Raw genomic sequence first — 15,860 nt, 5'->3', positions numbered from 1 at the left:
ATAATCCGGGCATGGAAGAACCCCGCACCACGCCCGTCACCCTCACCACCGACCGCCTCGTCCTGCGCGCCCCGCAGGAGTCGGACATCGACGCGATCTTCGCCGCCTGCCAGGACGAGGAGATCCAGCGCTGGACGGTGGTGCCGGTCCCGTACCGGCGCGAGGACGCGGAGTTCTTCGTGCGCACACTGGCCCCGAACGGACTGCGCGAGGGCTCCGAGTTCATCTGGTGCGTGATCGACCGCGCCACCGGGCGGCTGGTCGGCACCCAGTCGGTCTCCCGCTTCGCCGCCGACCCGGCCGCCGCGTCCGTCGGCTGGTGGACGGTGAAGGAGCAGCGCGGCCGCGGCTACACCGTCGAGGCGGCCCGCGAGGTCGCCCGCTGGGCCCTCACCGACCTGGGGGTCCGCCGCCTCCAGTGGCTCGCCTACGTCGGCAACGACGGCTCCCGCGCCGTCGCCGAGCGGGTCGGTTACCACTTCGAGGGCACGCTGCGCTCGTACGCCGAGCAGCGCGGCGTCTTCCACGACTCGTGGATCGCCTCGCTGCTCCCGTCCGACCTGGACTGAGCCCGTTGTCACTGGCGGGCGTTACGCTCCCCGGCATGACCGCCGCGCCCGCCCAGAGCTCTCCCGTCGCCGTCCTGAGCGCCGACGAAGCCCGCCGGATCGCCCTGCGCGCACAGGGCCTGCTCGGCGCGCCGGACCGGCGGGCCGGGGTGCGCGGGGTGCTCCGGCACCTGGGCGCCGTCCAGTTGGACACGATCTCGGTGCTGGCCCGCTCGCACGAGCTGGTCCCGTACGCCCGGCTCGGCGCGGTCGGCCGGCCGGCCGTCGAGGCCGCGTACTGGGGCCACGGCACCAGCTTCGAGTACTGGTCGCACGCGGCCTGCATCCTGCCGGTCGAGGAGTGGCCGCTGTTCGCCTTCCGGCGCCGCCGGTACCGCGACCGCGGCCACCTCTGGGGCCACCAGGTCTCGCCCGAGACGTACCGGTACGTGCTCGACAAGCTGCGCGCCGAGGGGCCGTTGACCTCCACCGAGCTGGGCGGTGCCAAGAAGACGGCCGAGTGGTGGGACTGGTCCGACACCAAGATCGCGGTCGAGCGGGCGCTGGCCTTCGGCGACGTGGTCTGTGCCGAGCGCCGGAGCTGGAAGCGGGTCTACGCGCTGGCCGAACAGGCCGTCCCGGACGCCCTGTTCGGGCAGGAGCGATCCGACGCGGACTGCGTCCGCACCCTGCTCGCCCAGGCCGGCGCCGCCCTCGGCGTGGCCACCCGGGCCGACCTGCTGGACTACCACCGGCTGCGCGCCGAGGAGTTGGACCTGGTCATCGCCGACACCGGCCTCGTCCCGGTCGAGGTGGCCGGCTGGGGCCCGGCGGGGACCGCGGCCCCCGCCTGGGCCGATCCCGCCGCCCTGGCCGCCACCCCGCGCGGGCGCCACCGCACCACGCTGCTCTCGCCGTTCGACTCGCTGGTCTGGGACCGCCCGCGCACCGAGCGGATCTTCGGCATGACGCACCGGCTGGAGGCCTACACCCCCAGGCACAAGCGGGTGCACGGCTACTTCGCCATGCCACTGCTCGCCGGCGGCCGCCTCGTCGGCCGGGTGGACCCGGCCCGGGAGGGACGCACCCTGGTCGCCCGCCAGGTCTCGCTGACCGGCGGCCGAGGATCCGGCGCCCGGCACCTCGAGGCGCTGGCGACGGCGCTGCGCGAGGCGGCCGCGTGGGCGGGCTGCGACGCCGTGCGGGTGGAGGCGCTGCACGACGAACGGCTGCGCCCCGCCCTGGAGAAGCTGCTCGCGGCGTGAGCCGCCGCGCGCCGCGTCACCCTATTTCGAGGATCTTCTCGCGCATCGCGTAGACCACGGCCTCCATCCGGGAGTGGAGCTGGAGCTTCTCCAGGATGTTGCGCACGTGGTTCTTCACGGTGTTCTCGCTGATGAACAGCTCCTTGGCGATCTCCCGGTTGTTCATCCCGGTCGCCACCAGCTTGAGCACCTCCAACTCCCGGTCGGTGAGCCGGGGTGCGGGCACCAGGTCCCGGTCGTCGGAGCGGCGCTGGATCATCGACTTGAACTCGGTGAGCAGCTTGGAGGCCATCGACGGGCTGATCTGCGACTGCCCGTCGGCGACGGCGCGGATCGCGGTGGCGACCTCGTCGGTGGAGATCTCCTTCAGCAGGTAGCCGGTGGCACCCGCCTTGATCGCCTCGTAGAGGTCGGCCTCCTCGTCGCTTATCGTCAGCATGATGATCTTGGTGCTGGGTGCCACGTCCTTGATCGCCGTGCACGCCTCGATGCCGCTGCGGCGCGGCATCCGGACGTCCATCAGGATGATGTCGGGCAGCAGGTCGGCGGCCTTCAGCACGGCCTCGGCGCCGTCCCCCGCCTCGCCGACGACCTTGATGTCCGGCTCCTCCGCGAGCACGATCTCCAGCCCGCGGCGGAAGAGCGCGTGGTCGTCCACCACCAGCACGCGGATCGGCTCACCCCGGCGCGGCGCGTACGCGGGCTCCTCCCCCGGCCCCGGGGACAACCCGGCGACCGGCCCCCCAGCGGGCCCCAGCCCGAAGTGATCCCCCATCCGCTCCTCCCCCTTCGCGGGACGTCGTGCGCCAATCATTCCACGCCCCGGCCACGCAACGGTCACCCTCCGATGCCGAATCCCCCGCAGCGAGTGAGCGCTCCACCACGACCCGCGACCGCGCTCGACCGGTGTTCGACCGCGGACGGCCCCGCAACGCCGGTGACCCCGGCGGCCGCGGCCGCCGGGGTCACCCGGTCATCGCTCCGGACGGTCAGTCCTCGTCGTCGGCTCCGCCGATCGCACCGCCCGCACCGCTGCCCGACCGGGCGGCGGGGTCGGTCTGCAGGTGGATGACACCGTAGTGGTAGCCGTGCCGGCGGTAGACGACGCTCGGCAGGCCGCTGTCCTTCTCCACGAAGAGGTAGAAGTCGTGGCCGACCAGCTCCATCTCGTAGAGCGCCTGATCCAGCGCCATCGGGGCGGCCGGGTGGGTCTTCTCCCGGACCACCAGCGGGCCTTCGCCCTCCACTTCCAGGGATCCCATCATGGTCTTGCGGACGGCCCCGTTGGTCTCACCCTCCGGCGCCGTCGACTCCGGCAGCCCGGCCAGGGCCGCGGTCGCCTCGGCGACGCTGATCGGGGTGCGGCCGTTGCCGCCCTTGTGCACCCGACGCCGGTCCGCGGACTTGCGCAGCTGCGCGTCGAGCTTCGCCGAGGCCAGGTCGAGCGCCGCGTACGGGTCCCCGGCGGCGGCTTCGGCCCGGATCACCGGCCCACGGGTACGGAGAGTGATCTCCACCCGCTCGGACCGGTCGGCCTGCCGCGGGTTGTGCTCCTTGGACACCTCGACGTCGAGGCTGATCACCTTGCCGTCGAACTTCTGGACCTTCTCCAGCTTCTCGGCCACGTGCTCGCGGAACCTCTTGGGCACCTCGGTCTTGCGGCCCTTGACGACGATGTCCACGCAGAACTCCGATCCCTCGTGCTGACGCCGGTCCGGGTACTACCGGACCGGACTGAGACCCAGCTGGACCAGCCCATTCACTGCCGGCCCCCCGCCCCCGCCGCCAGCGGCGGGAACGACTGGCCCTCACCTCACTTCCTCCCCACCAGGGACGGTTGAAACCCCTTGAAGCTTTATCGAACACCTCACGCGGGGTTTTCGCCTCCCCAGGCTCGGTCGTGGGTATGACCAGAAGCTGTGGGCGAATGGTCAAGCTGTTGCACCCTGTCTACCCTCCTAGGAGTGAAGCATGGGTGAATACCTGGACAACACCCCCCGTACGGCGCATCCTTTGCTCACTCTTCGTGCCTGTCGCCGCCAGGAGCAGCCGTGCCACCCCTCAGCGAACCCGTACGTCCGCCCTCCGCGCAAGGGCCGTTCGGCCACGCACTGGCCGATCTGCTGGACGTCCTGCTGCCCACGCGCTGCGCCGGCTGCGGCACCGACCGCACCCAGCTCTGCCCCGCGTGCCGGCACACCCTGGCCACCTCCCGGCCGGGCCCCACCCTGCTGCCCTGGGCACACGCCGCCGCCCCGTACACCGACCCGGTCCGGCAGTTGCTGCTCGCCCACAAGGAGCGCGGCGCCCTGCGACTGGCCGGGCCACTCGGCGAAGCGCTCGGCCGGGCGGTGCGCTCCGCCCTCGGGCCGCCCGGCGGGGTGGCACCGCTGCTGCTGGTGCCGATGCCGTCCGCCCGGGCCGCCGTCCGCGCCCGCGGCCACGACCCGACGCTCCGGCTGGCCGGGGCCGCCGCGCGCTCGCTGCGCCGGGCCGGCCTGGACGCCAGGGCCGCGCCGCTGCTGCGGCACACCCGCCCGGTCGCCGACCAGTCCGAGCTGACCGCGGCCGAGCGCCGGCGCAACCTGCACGGCGCGCTCACCGTCCTGCCGCGCGCACACCGGGACCTGGCGGGCCGTCAACCGGTGCTGGTGGACGACCTGGTGACCACCGGTGCCAGCCTCGCCGAGGCCGCCCGGGCGCTGGCCGCGGCCGGCTTGCCGGCCCGGGCGGCGGCCACCGTCGCGGCCGCCGGTGCGCTGCGGACCTCCTGAGGCCCGCTCAGTCGGGTCGGCTCAGCCCGGGTAGAAGAACTGGCTCGCCCGGTCCGGCAGCGTGACCTCCCGCCACTGGCTGTTGGTCAGCCGGTAGATCCGGCCCTCCGTGCCCTGCAGCGCCAGCACCGGGGGTGCCTGCGCCAGCACGTCCGCCCGGAACTCGGAGGCCTCGACGGCGGCCATGCCCTCGCCGGTCTGCGCCGGGACGTCGGTGCTCGGCGAGCCGTCGGTGCCGATGTAGTACAGCTGCTGGAGGCGGTCGGCCTCCTTGCCCAGCACGAGCAGCTGGTCGGCCTCCGCCCACGACAGCGAGGCGACGTCGGTGAGCGCCGGGGCGGCCGTGTGCAGGCCGGTGATCCTGGCGGTCGGCGCCTGCGGGGTGCCGCCGTGCACGACCGCGCCGAACATCAGCGACCGGGTGGGCGAGTTCGGTCCCTTCACCACGAGGGCGACCCGTGCCCCGTCCGAGGAGACCTTGAGCATCTGCACGCTCTGCCCGTTCAGGTCCTCGACCGGGACGGTGTAGGTCTTGTTGCCGCGGACCATCACCACGCGCGGGTTGTCCGGGTTGCGGTCCGCCACCCACAGGTCGCCGCGGCCGTCCCAGCTCGGCGAGACGAGCCCGTCGTCCCCGGAGCGCACCGGCGAGGTGAGCGTCGGCTCGGGCATCGCGACCGCGTTGTCGGACAGCGGCACCGAGTAGAGCTGGTGGCGGTCCCGGCTGATCGCGGCGGCCTGCGAGCCGTCCCGGCGGACGGCGATGGTGCCGAGCGGGGGCTTGCCGGCCGGCTGCGGCTTGCCGAGCACACCGCGGACGGCGCTGGTGGTGGTGTCGGTGATCGCCATCAGGGCGCCGTTGTCGTTGCGCTGGAAGTACTGCTGTCCGCCGTCCGAACCGGCCAGCGCCCCGGGGCCGCTCGGGGTGTCGCCCCGGCTGACGGTGCAGGTGCCACGCCGCCCCTTCAGCTCCAGCTTCTCGACCTGGCCCTTGCCCTGTTCGGCAAGGGTGTAGAAGAGCTGGGTCGCCATCCGCCGGCAGGACATCGCCTCGGTGAGGTCGGTGCCGCCGACCTGCACGTGGGCCACCCGGCCGTCGTCGAGGCCGACCCGGTCGACGCTGACGCCGTCGGGGAAGGCCGTCCGCACGGCCGGCGCGAGCCACGACGAGGGCCCGCCGACCAGCGCCCTGGCCGCCGCGGTCAGCGGGTCCGTCCGCCGCCGCAGGTAGATCGGGTCGGCGACCAGCACGTCCGGGACCGGGCCGGCGCCCACGGCCGACGGGTCGGGCGCCGTGTAGAAGAACCGGTCCACCTGGCGGTAGCTGTTGCGGAAGTTGGTCTCGTTCATGATCAGACCGGGGGGCAGCTTGTCGATCCGCCACTCCCCGTCCTTCTGCCGGACGAAGGTGAAGTCGGACGACTTCGTGCTCTGCCCCGACACCAGCTTGTACGTGTGCCTGGGGTCGACCTCGGCGACCACCTGCCCGGTGACGGACTCGGTGACCGAGGTGTCGGCGTCCGCGACGTCCGGGGTGGGCGGCATGGTGGCGGAGAGCACCGTGATGCCGGCGTCCGGGTTCCAGGTCGCGGCGGCCTCCTCGGTGAGGTACTTGCGCGCCGTGTCGTAGCCCTCGTCGGCGGTCACCGCGTCCAGGAAGCCGGCCAGCAGGGCGCCCGGCTTGGCGCCCTTGGCGGGCGCCACCGGGAAGACCCGGACCTGCAGGTTCTTGTCGGACGACCCCTGGGACAGCTCGACCTTGGTGATGCCGCCCGAGTCCGGCATGGCCGCACACCCGCTGGCCAGCAGGGCGCCGAGCACCCCGCCGGCCACCGCCGCGAGCCGCAGATCAGTCCTGCCGATCGTCCTTCGCACGCTGCGTCCCCTCCGTGTCCGTGCCGCCCGTCAGGTCCGGCTCCGCCGTGCGCTGCGCCACCGACGGCCGTCCGGGCGTCGGGTCCACCATGACCTGGGCGCCGGTGACCCCGTACCCGGCCCCGGCCGTCCGCACGTCCGACGGGTCCGCGCGCGGGCCCTCCGGCAGCCGGGCCTTGCCGAGGCCCGGGCCGATGTTCAGTACGCCGCCGAGACCGCTGCCCAGGCCGTTGCCGATGCCCTCCGGGGTCTCGGCCTGTTCCTCGACCGAGGTCAGCGCCGTCGCGCCGGCCGGGCTGATCGCCCGCCGGTACGGCGTGCCGTAGGTGCCGAGGCCCCGGTTGTTGCGCGAGTCCTCCGGCTCCAGCCGGAACGGCGCCCGGCTGATCTCGCCGCCGCGGGTGCGCGGCAGGGTGAGCCGGAAGTGCGAACCGCCGCCGGGCTCGCCCCAGGCCTGGAGCCAGCCGCCGTGCAGGTGCGCGTCCTCGACCGCGATCGACAGGCCGAGGCCGGTACCGCCGGTGGTCCGAACCCGGGACGGGTCGGCCCGCCAGAAGCGGTGGAACACCCGGGATGCCTCGCCCGGCTTGAGGCCGATGCCGTAGTCGCGCACGCCGACCGCGACCGCGCCGTCCGCCGAGCCCAGCCGCACCACGACGTCCCGGCCCTCGCCGTGCTCCAGCGCGTTGACCACCAGGTTGCGCAGGATGCGCTCGATCCGGCGGGAGTCCACCTCGGCGACCACCGGCTCGCCGTCGCCGCGGATCACCACGGCGCTGCCCTTGGCCTGGGCGAGCGGGTCGGCGGCCTCCACCACGCGGGCGACGATCTCGCGCAGGTCCACCGGCTCGGCGTCCAGGATCGCGGCCCCGGCGTCGAAGCGGCTGATCTCCAGCAGGTCGGCGAGCAGCGACTCGAAGCGGTCCAGCTGGCCCTGGAGCAGTTCGGCCGAGCGGGCCGCCATCGGGTCCAGGTCCTCGCGGCTGTCGTAGATCAGGTCGGCGGCCATCCGGACCGTGGTCAGCGGGGTGCGCAGTTCGTGCGAGACGTCCGAGACGAAGCGCCGCTGCACCCGGGACAGCTCCTCCAGCTGCCGGATCTGCGCCTGCAGCGCGTTGGCCATCCGGTTGAACGACTCGCCGAGGCGGGCGATGTCGTCGGTGCCGGTGACCTTCATCCGCTCTTCCAGGTGCCCGTCGGCCAGCCGCTCGGAGATCCCGGCGGCCATCCGGACCGGGGTGACCACCTGGCGCACCACGACCCAGGCGATGCCGCCCATGAGGATCACCACGAACACGCCGGCGGTCGCCAGGGTGCCGGTGACCAGGTTGAGGGTGTCCGTCTCCTGGCCGAAGGAGAACACGTAGAAGAGCTGGTAGCCGGTGCCGGTCGGGCCGACGAACTGCATGCCGAGGGCCAGCCCGGGCTCGGACTGCCCGCCGCTCTCGGCGGAGCGGTGGATCCGGGTCGGCTGGTCGAACATCTGGCCGGGCTCGGCGTACACCTTGGCCCGCAGCGTGTCGGGCACGCTGCTGGGCAGGATGTCGCCCGAGTAGCGCGGGCCGAAGCCCACCGCGTCGGGCATCACGGTCTGGCCGGTACCGGGCATCATCGCGATCACCGAGTAGACCGTCTGCCCGCTCGCGGCCAGGTCGTTGACCTGCCGCAGCAGCCAGGAGCCGATCTCCTCGGTGCTCGGGTCCGCCGTCGCGCCGACCCGCAGCCGCTGGTCCTTGGCCTCGTCGATCTTCTTCAGCTCGGCCTGGAGGCCGATCCTCGCCTGCTCGCGCGCGGAGGCCATCTTGGTGTCCAGCAGGCCGGTGCGCACCTGCGCCACCACGACCACGCCGAGCACCAGCACCACCGCGATGGACGCCAGCAGCGACACCGCCACCACGCGCAGCTGGATCGAGCGGCGGTACAGCGCCGTCACCCGGTGCGCGGGACGACGCAGCTGACGGGACACCGACGCGAGCATCGCGCCCGGGCCGCGCCGGCGGCGGGTGGTCGAACTCAGCACGTCCCCGCGCACGGCGCCGGCCCCGTCGGTCGCGGAACCCGACGGGGATTCGTCAGCCCGGTGCGTCACGTCAGCTGGGTCCGGCCTTGTAGCCGACGCCGCGGACGGTCACCACGATCTCGGGGCGCTCCGGGTCCTTCTCGATCTTCGACCGCAGGCGCTGCACGTGGACGTTGACGAGCCGGGTGTCCGCCGCGTGGCGGTAGCCCCAGACCTGCTCCAGCAGCACCTCGCGGGTGAACACCTGCCACGGCTTGCGGGCCAGCGCCACCAGCAGGTCGAACTCCAGCGGGGTCAGCGGGATGCCCCGGCCGTCCCGCTTCACCGAGTGGCCGGCCACGTCGATCACCAGATCGCCGATGGTCAGCTGCTCGGGGGTCGGCTCTTCGGCACGGCGCAGGCGGGCGCGCACCCGGGCCACCAGTTCCTTGGGCTTGAACGGTTTCGTGACGTAGTCGTCGGCACCCGACTCCAGGCCCACCACGACGTCGACCGTGTCGGTCTTCGCGGTCAGCATGACGATCGGAATCCCGGACTCGGCACGGATCTGCCGGCAGACGTCGATGCCGTCCCGGCCGGGCAGCATCAGGTCGAGCAGGACCAGGTCGGGCTTGGTCTCCCGGAACGCGGCTAGCGCCTTGTCCCCGTCGGCAACGAAAAACGGCTCAAAACCCTCACCACGCAGCACGATGCCGAGCATCTCGGCCAGTGCGGAGTCGTCATCAACGACGAGGACGCGTCCCTTCATGCGTCCATCTTCTCATTACCGGATTGTGACCTGCCGCACAGCAGTGTCAGTGCTCCACAACGGCCAACTCGCCCGCCGACGAATTCCGGCCATACCGGGCGAATAACCCCCGATGGAGCGCCTCCGAACCGTCCCGGAGTCGCGGCCGGGCCACCGTGACACCCCCGTTTCCGTTCCGCGACCGGATACCCCTGGGGCCTGTCGGCGCCCCATGGCACGATGGGCGCTGCGCGCGGGTGGAAGATCCACCCGGCATCGCGCCCCCAGGACGCCCTCCGAGGAGCAGTGATGACCGACACTCCGGGCTGGGCCTCGCCCGGCTCGTCCGAGCCACCCCGCGACGACGCCCGGCCCCCGGCCGACGCGCCCGCCGGCGTGCCCGGGCCGTCGGCACCGCCCCCGGGCGCCCCCGTCCCGCCGTCCGGCTGGGGCGGCCCGCAGGTCCCGCCCGCCCGCAACGGCTGGGGCGGCCCGCCGCCCGGCCCGCAGGGCCCGTACGGACCGTACGGCTGGAACGCGCCGCCGAGCCCCAAGCCCGGCGTCATCCCACTGCGCCCGCTCGGTCTCGGCGAGCTCCTCGACGGCTCCGTCTCCACCATCCGCAAGCACTGGCGCACCGCGCTCGGCCTGTCGCTCGGCATCGCCGTGCTCCAGCAGGCCGGCCGCGTCGGGGCGGAGCTGCTGGTCGGCGGCAAGACCGGCGACTTCACCGCCTTCTTCGTCGTGCTCGCCAACATGCCCCTCGGCCTGCTGCTCGGCGTCATCGCGACCGCCCTGCTCACCGTGGTGGTCAGCCGCGCGATCCTCGGCCAGGGCGTCACCATCGGGGAGGCCTGGCGCGGCGCCCGCCCCCAGCTGCTCCAGCTGCTCGGGCTCACGCTGCTGACGGGGCTGATCCTCGGCGGCGTCATGCTGCTCGGCTTCGGCCCGCTGATCGGCTACGCGGCGGCCGGCGCGGCCTCGCCCGCGATCGTCGGGCTGCTGGTGATCGTCGGCCTGCTCAGCCTGCCGGTCGTCACCTGGCTCTGGATCCAGCTCAGCCTCGCCGCTCCCGCCCTGATGCTGGAGAAGCAGGGCGTCATCACCGCACTCTCCCGCTCCCGCCGACTCGTGCGCGGTTCGTGGTGGCGGATCTGCGGCATCACCCTGCTCAGCCAGGTGATCGCCTTCATCGTCTCCGCCATCATCGCGATCCCGTTCACGATCATCGGCCTGGTGCTCGGCCTCGGCGACCTCCAGCGGCAGGTCGAGAGCGGCGGCGCCACCCAGCAGCCCGTCGCCATACTGGTCGCCACGGCGGTCGCCGGGGTCATCGCCTCCACCCTCACCGTCCCCTTCACCGCAGGCATCGGCGTGCTGCTCTACGTCGACCAGCGGATCCGCCGCGAGGCCCTCGACATCGAGCTGGCCCGCGCCGCCGGCCTGCCCGAGTACGGCGGCACCGGCTGGGGCGGCCGGGCCGACGCCGACCCGACGAGGCTCTGAGCCGGATGCCCACCTGGGGGGAGAGGCTCCTCGCCGCGGGCGGCGCCCCGGTCACGGTCCCACGTGACCCCGCCCGCGACGCCGCCCGCGACGAGCTGCTCAACGCCGACTACCACCGGCACGACCCGAGCCTGGTGCAACGGGTCCTGGAGTGGCTGAACGGGCGGTTCTACGACGCGCTCAACAGCATCTCCGGCACCGGCACCAGCGGCACCACCGGCCTGGTGTTCTTCCTGGTCGTCGCCGTTCTGATCGCCGCCGCACTGTGGTGGCGCCTCGGCGCGCCCAAGCGGGCCGCCCGCACCGCCCTGGACGTCTACGGCACGGCCGGACCGCGCACCGCCGACCAGCACCGGGCCGCCGCCGAACGCCACGCCGCCGCCGGGCAGTGGGCCGACGCCGTCCGCGAGCAGATGCGCGCCCTCGTCCGCGCCCTGGAGCAGCGCACCCTGCTCGACACCCGCCCCGGCCGCACCGCCGACGAGGCCGCCGACGAGGCCGGCCGGGCCCTGCCCGAACACGCCCCCGCCCTGGCCGCCGCCGCCCGCGCCTTCGACGACATCGCCTTCGGCGAGCGCACCGCCGACCGGGCCGCCTACCAGTCGCTGCGCGACCTCGACCAGGCCCTGGAGCGCACCCGCCCGACCCTCGCCCAGGCCCCGGGAGGCGCGGCATGACCACCACAGCGCCCGCCCCCGCCGTCGAGCCCCCGCCGCCGGCCGCCGCCCCCAGCAGCCTGTCCCCGACCGGCCGCGGCCTGTGGCGCCGCGCCCGCTGGTACCTGGCCGCCCTCGGCTTCCTCCTGATCGGCGCCGTCGTCATCGCCGGACTGAGCCAGGACCGCCAGTACCCGCCGCTCGACCCGCGCTCCTACGACAAGGACGGCGCCCACGCCGTCATCGCCCTGCTGGAACAGCGGGGCGTCACCACCACCCTCACCAGCGACCCCACCGTCCGCCCCACCGGCGACGACACCCTCGTCATCCCCGAGCCCGACCTGCTCGGCGCCGACCAGCTGCGCGCCATCGCCGCCGCCCGCCACAAGCGGCTCGTCCTCATCGCCCCCGGCCCGGCCGCCCTCAGCGCGCTCGTCCCCGGCGTCCGCGCGGGCGACGAGCGCGGCGCCCCCGCCTGGGCCGCCGCCCGCAGCACCACCCCGAACTGCGCCCTCCCCGAGGCCGAGCGCGCCGGCAGCGCCAACATCGGCGGCCTCGTCTACACCAGCGGTAGCCGCGGCACCGGCTGCTACCCGCGCAACTACGGGTTCCCCCTGGTCAGCACCCCCGCCCCCGGCGGCGACGCGATCGTCCTCGGCAGCGGCGACCTCCTCCAGAACCAGCTGCTCGCCAAGGACGGCAACGCCTCCCTCGCCCTCGGCCTCCTCGGCGCCCAGCCGCACCTCACCTGGCACCTGCCCGACTACAGCTCGCCGGCCGCCGAAACCACCGGCCGGCGCGGCCTCACCGACCTCATCCCGGCCGGCTGGCACTGGGCCACCCTGCAGCTCGCGATCGCCGCCGCCCTGGCCGCGCTCTGGCGCGCCCGCCGGCTCGGCCCGGTGATCAGCGAGAACCTGCCCGTCGTGGTCCGCGCCGCCGAGACCACCGAAGGCCGCGCCCGGCTCTACCACCGCGCCAAGGCCCGCGGCCGCGCCGCCCAGGCCCTGCGCCGTGCCGCCGCACACCGCCTCGCCCCCGCCCTGGGCGTCCCGCTCAGCGCCGGCGCACCCGACCCCGAGGCACTCTGCGCGGCCGTCGCCGACCGCCTCGCCACACGCCCCGCCGGGGACGTGCGGGCCCTCCTCTACGGCCCCGACCCGACCGACGACGCCGCGCTGCTGCGGCTCGCCGACGACCTCGACGCCCTCGAAAGGCAGGTACGGAAGCCGTGACCGAACAGGCCACCGCCCAGCTCCGCATCACCCCCGGCACGGCACCCGCCACCCCCGGCACCACCACCGACCCGCGCGAGGCGCTGACCGCCCTGCGCACGGAGATCGGCAAGGCCGTGGTCGGCCAGGACGCCGCCGTCACCGGCCTCGTCGTGGCACTTCTCTGCGGCGGCCACGTCCTGCTGGAGGGCGTCCCCGGAGTCGCCAAGACCCTGCTGATCCGCACCCTCTCCACCGCACTCAGCCTGGAGACCAAGCGCATCCAGTTCACCCCCGACCTGATGCCCGGCGACGTCACCGGCTCGCTCGTCTACGACGCCCGCACCGCCGAGTTCTCCTTCCAGCCCGGCCCGGTCTTCACCAACCTGCTGCTCGCCGACGAGATCAACCGCACCCCGCCCAAGACCCAGGCCGCCCTGCTGGAGGCCATGGAGGAGCGCCAGGTCACCGTCGACGGCGAGCCGCGCGCGCTGCCCGTCCCGTTCCTCGTCGCCGCCACGCAGAACCCGGTCGAGTACGAAGGCACCTACCCGCTGCCCGAGGCCCAGCTCGACCGCTTCCTGCTCAAGCTGATCCTGCCGCTGCCCGACCGCGACCAGGAGTTCCAGGTGCTCTCCCGGCACGCCGCCGGCTTCGACCCGCGCGACCTCGCCGCCGCCGGCGTCCGCCCGGTCGCCGGGCCCGAGCACCTCACCGCCGCCCGCGAGCAGATCGCCCGCCTGACCGTCTCCCCCGAGGTCCTCGCCTACATCGTCGACCTGTGCCGGGCCACCCGGCAGTCCCCGTCCCTCTCCATCGGCGTCTCCCCGCGCGGCGCCACCGCCCTGCTCGCCTCCTCCCGCGCGTGGGCCTGGCTGGCCGGGCGCGACTACGTCACCCCGGACGATGTCAAGGCGCTCGCCCTGCCCACCCTGCGGCACCGCGTCGCGCTGCGCGCCGAGGCCGAGATGGAGGGCGTCACCGCCGACTCCGTCATCCAGGCCGTGCTCGCCCAGACGCCCGCCCCCCGCTGACCCACCCCGCCCGCACCGGGTACCCGAAGGAGCGCATCGCATGGCCCTCACCGGGCGAACCGCCCTGCTCGCCGCGCTCGGCGCGCTCGTCGTGGGCCTGCTGCTGCCGTCCTGGACCGGGATCGGCGTCGTCACCGGCGCCGTTCTGCTCGCCGTCGTCGCCGACCTGGTGCTCGCCGCCCCCGTCCGCAGCCTCCGGCTCGGCCGCGGCGGCGACACCACGGTCCGCCTCGGTGAGCCCGCGTCGGTCGAACTGACCGTCACCAACCCCTCCGGCCGCCGCCTGCGGGCCCGACTGCGCGACGCCTGGGCCCCGTCCGCCTGGCGCCCGGGCACCGCCGGCGCCGCCTCCCGGCACACCCTGGACATCCCCGGCGGCGAACGGCGCCGCGCCACCACCACCCTCATGCCGACCCGCCGTGGCGACCACCACGCCCACAGGGTGACGATCCGTTCCCTCGGCCCCCTCGGCCTGGCCGGCCGTCAGGGCTCGCACCTCGCCCCCTGGACGGTCCGCGCGCTGCCGCCCTTCGCCAGCCGCAAGCACCTGCCCTCCCGACTCGCACGACTGCGCGAACTCGACGGCCGCACCTCGGTCTTGACCCGCGGCCAGGGCACCGAGTTCGACTCCCTGCGCGAGTACCTGCCCGGCGACGACGTCCGTTCCATCGACTGGCGCGCCAGCGCCCGCCGCCACACCGTCGCCGTCCGCACCTGGCGCCCCGAACGCGACCGCCACATCCTGATCGTCCTCGACACCGGCCGCACCTCCGCGGGCCGCGTCGGCGACGCCCCACGCCTGGACGCCTCGCTCGACGCCGCCCTGCTCCTCACGGCACTCGCCACCCGCGCCGGAGACCGCGTCGACCTGCTCGCCCACGACCTCCGCCCGCGCGTCACGGTCGCCGGCCGCTCCCCCGGCGAGATCCTGCCCGCGTTCACCAACGCCATGGCCCTCCTGGAACCCGCGCTCCACGAGACCGACATGCGCTCGCTGGTCGCCACCGCGTTGCGGATGGCACCGCACCGCTCCCTGATCGTCCTGCTCACCGGCCTCGACGCGGGCCCGGTCGAGGAGGGGCTCCTCCCGCTGCTGCCGCAGCTCGTGAAGCGCCACGAGGTGGTGCTCGCCTCCGTCACCGACCCGCGCCTCGACGAGCTCGCCGCCGGCCGCGGCACCGTCGAGGCCGTCTACGGCGCCGCCGCCGCGGAACAGACCCGCGCCGATCGCCGCCGCACCGCCGACCGCCTCACCCGCCACGGCGTCACCGTCCTCGACGCCCTGCCGAGCAAGCTCTCCCCGGCCCTCGCCGACACCTACCTCGCCCTCAAGGCTGCCGGCCGCCTCTGATCCTGGCGGCGACTCAGGCCGCGCGGATGCGCCGTCCGACTAGAGTCGGGCAATGCCCGAGCTGAAGCGGCTTCACGCCGAACACGCCCCCGCGGTCCTGGCCTTCGAACTGGCGAACCGCGCCTACTTCGCAGCCTCGGTCTCCGACCGCGGCAACGAGTTCTTCGATCAGTTCACCGCCCGCTACAGCGCTTTGCTGGCCGAGCAGGAATCCGGCAGCTGCGCCTTCCACGTGCTCGTCGCCGAGGACGGCTCGGTACTCGGCAGGTTCAACCTGGTCGACATCGAGCACCAGGAGCGCTCGGCAGAGCTCGGCTACCGGGTCGCCCAACACGCCGCCGGCCGCGGCCTGGCGACCGCGACCGTCCTGGAGCTGTGCCGACTGGCTGCGTCACAGTACGGGCTGCGCACCTTGCGGGCGGCCACCTCGCACGAGAATGCCGCGTCCCGAAAGGTCCTGACGAAGGCCGGGTTCACCCCCGTCGGACCGGCCGGCCCAGCAGACCTCGGCGGTAAGACGGGCACCTGGTACCAGCGCGATCTGGGGCACCGGCCGGAAACGCGAAGAACCCCCATCCGGAATCCGGATGGGGGTTCTTCAGAAGAATTGTTCGGCGGCGTCCTACTCTCCCACAGGGTCCCCCCTGCAGTACCATCGGCGCTGTGAGGCTTAGCTTCCGGGTTCGGAATGTAACCGGGCGTTTCCCTCACGCTATGACCACCGAAACACTATGAAACTGTCGACCCGCCGACAAGGCGGTCGTTGTTTCAGAACAACACAGTGGACGCGAGCAACTGAGGACAAGCCCTCGGCCTATTAGTACCGGTCAACTCCACCCCTCACAGGGCTTCCATATCCGGCCTATCAACCCAGTCGTCTACTGGGAGCC

Annotated in this window: 13 protein-coding genes, 2 rRNA genes and 1 pseudogene; 9 read left to right on the top strand and 7 right to left on the bottom strand. The window is 73.9% G+C overall.

The window, feature by feature from the left end; translation table 11 throughout:
* Positions 1-11 precede the first annotated feature (11 nt).
* Positions 12-569, top strand: coding sequence for a GNAT family N-acetyltransferase (locus tag ACWCXH_RS14565; protein WP_449801777.1), 558 nt, complete (start codon positions 12-14; stop codon positions 567-569).
* 35 nt (positions 570-604) lie between these two features.
* Positions 605-1,813 carry a winged helix-turn-helix domain-containing protein gene (locus ACWCXH_RS14560; protein ID WP_449801776.1) on the top strand — a complete coding sequence of 403 codons (1,209 nt, stop codon included), beginning with the start codon at positions 605-607 and terminating at the stop codon, positions 1,811-1,813.
* 16 nt (positions 1,814-1,829) lie between these two features.
* On the opposite strand, the gene ACWCXH_RS14555 is transcribed toward ACWCXH_RS14560, so the two are convergent.
* Both ACWCXH_RS14555 and hpf read right to left on the bottom strand, forming a co-directional pair.
* Entirely contained in the window at positions 1,830-2,588 is a 759-nt protein-coding gene (locus ACWCXH_RS14555; RefSeq protein WP_449801775.1) for a response regulator, read from the bottom strand.
* Positions 2,589-2,802: 214 nt separating this feature from the next.
* Positions 2,803-3,495: a ribosome hibernation-promoting factor, HPF/YfiA family gene (gene hpf / locus ACWCXH_RS14550; RefSeq protein ID WP_449801774.1), complete on the bottom strand. Its 693-nt coding sequence runs from the start codon at positions 3,493-3,495 to the stop codon at positions 2,803-2,805.
* A 369-nt stretch (positions 3,496-3,864) separates the two neighbouring features.
* Between hpf and ACWCXH_RS14545 the strand changes: the two genes are divergently transcribed.
* Positions 3,865-4,587 carry a ComF family protein gene (locus ACWCXH_RS14545; protein WP_449801773.1) on the top strand — a complete coding sequence of 241 codons (723 nt, stop codon included), beginning with the start codon at positions 3,865-3,867 and terminating at the stop codon, positions 4,585-4,587.
* A gap of 21 nt (positions 4,588-4,608) precedes the next feature.
* Here the strand turns inward: ACWCXH_RS14545 and ACWCXH_RS14540 are convergent, their stop codons facing one another.
* The 3 genes from ACWCXH_RS14540 to mtrA are packed head-to-tail and all read right to left on the bottom strand — an operon-like array spanning position 4,609 to position 9,230.
* The gene (locus tag ACWCXH_RS14540) at positions 4,609-6,462 is read right to left on the bottom strand and encodes an LpqB family beta-propeller domain-containing protein (RefSeq protein WP_449801772.1); all 1,854 of its coding nucleotides are present in this window, start codon (positions 6,460-6,462) and stop codon (positions 4,609-4,611) included.
* Complete coding sequence (mtrB, locus tag ACWCXH_RS14535) at positions 6,437-8,551, bottom strand: MtrAB system histidine kinase MtrB (protein WP_449801771.1); 2,115 nt, start codon at positions 8,549-8,551, stop codon at positions 6,437-6,439. Before mtrB ends, ACWCXH_RS14540 begins: the two co-directional genes overlap by 26 nt.
* A gap of 1 nt (position 8,552) precedes the next feature.
* Positions 8,553-9,230 carry an MtrAB system response regulator MtrA gene (gene mtrA, locus ACWCXH_RS14530; RefSeq protein ID WP_030061806.1) on the bottom strand — a complete coding sequence of 226 codons (678 nt, stop codon included), beginning with the start codon at positions 9,228-9,230 and terminating at the stop codon, positions 8,553-8,555.
* 288 nt (positions 9,231-9,518) lie between these two features.
* Between mtrA and ACWCXH_RS14525 the strand changes: the two genes are divergently transcribed.
* The 6 genes and pseudogenes from ACWCXH_RS14525 to ACWCXH_RS14500 all read left to right on the top strand — a co-directional run.
* Positions 9,519-10,715 carry a hypothetical protein gene (locus ACWCXH_RS14525; RefSeq protein ID WP_449801770.1) on the top strand — a complete coding sequence of 399 codons (1,197 nt, stop codon included), beginning with the start codon at positions 9,519-9,521 and terminating at the stop codon, positions 10,713-10,715.
* A 5-nt stretch (positions 10,716-10,720) separates the two neighbouring features.
* On the top strand, positions 10,721-11,392 hold the full coding sequence (locus tag ACWCXH_RS14520; protein WP_449801769.1) for a DUF4129 domain-containing protein: 672 nt from the start codon (positions 10,721-10,723) through the stop codon (positions 11,390-11,392).
* Positions 11,389-12,606 (top strand): DUF4350 domain-containing protein, encoded by a 1,218-nt coding sequence (locus tag ACWCXH_RS14515; RefSeq protein WP_449801768.1) that lies wholly within the window; start codon positions 11,389-11,391, stop codon positions 12,604-12,606. The genes ACWCXH_RS14520 and ACWCXH_RS14515 overlap by 4 nt, the downstream gene beginning before the upstream one ends.
* A gap of 26 nt (positions 12,607-12,632) precedes the next feature.
* Positions 12,633-13,619, top strand: coding sequence for an AAA family ATPase (locus ACWCXH_RS14510; protein WP_449801915.1), 987 nt, complete (start codon positions 12,633-12,635; stop codon positions 13,617-13,619).
* Between the two features lie 40 nt (positions 13,620-13,659).
* Complete coding sequence (locus ACWCXH_RS14505; protein ID WP_449801767.1) at positions 13,660-14,970, top strand: DUF58 domain-containing protein; 1,311 nt, start codon at positions 13,660-13,662, stop codon at positions 14,968-14,970.
* Between the two features lie 52 nt (positions 14,971-15,022).
* A pseudogene (locus ACWCXH_RS14500) lies at positions 15,023-15,514 on the top strand (GNAT family N-acetyltransferase); the annotation flags it as partial.
* A 65-nt stretch (positions 15,515-15,579) separates the two neighbouring features.
* Here ACWCXH_RS14500 and rrf read toward each other — a convergent pair.
* A 5S ribosomal RNA gene (gene rrf / locus ACWCXH_RS14495) occupies positions 15,580-15,696 on the bottom strand.
* 71 nt (positions 15,697-15,767) lie between these two features.
* Positions 15,768-15,860, bottom strand: a 23S ribosomal RNA gene (locus ACWCXH_RS14490); the annotation flags it as partial.

It is taken from the genome of Kitasatospora sp. NPDC001660 (assembly GCF_053596725.1).
The sequence above is the reverse complement of the archived record's forward strand: the minus strand, read 5'-3'. Positions and strand labels throughout refer to the sequence as shown.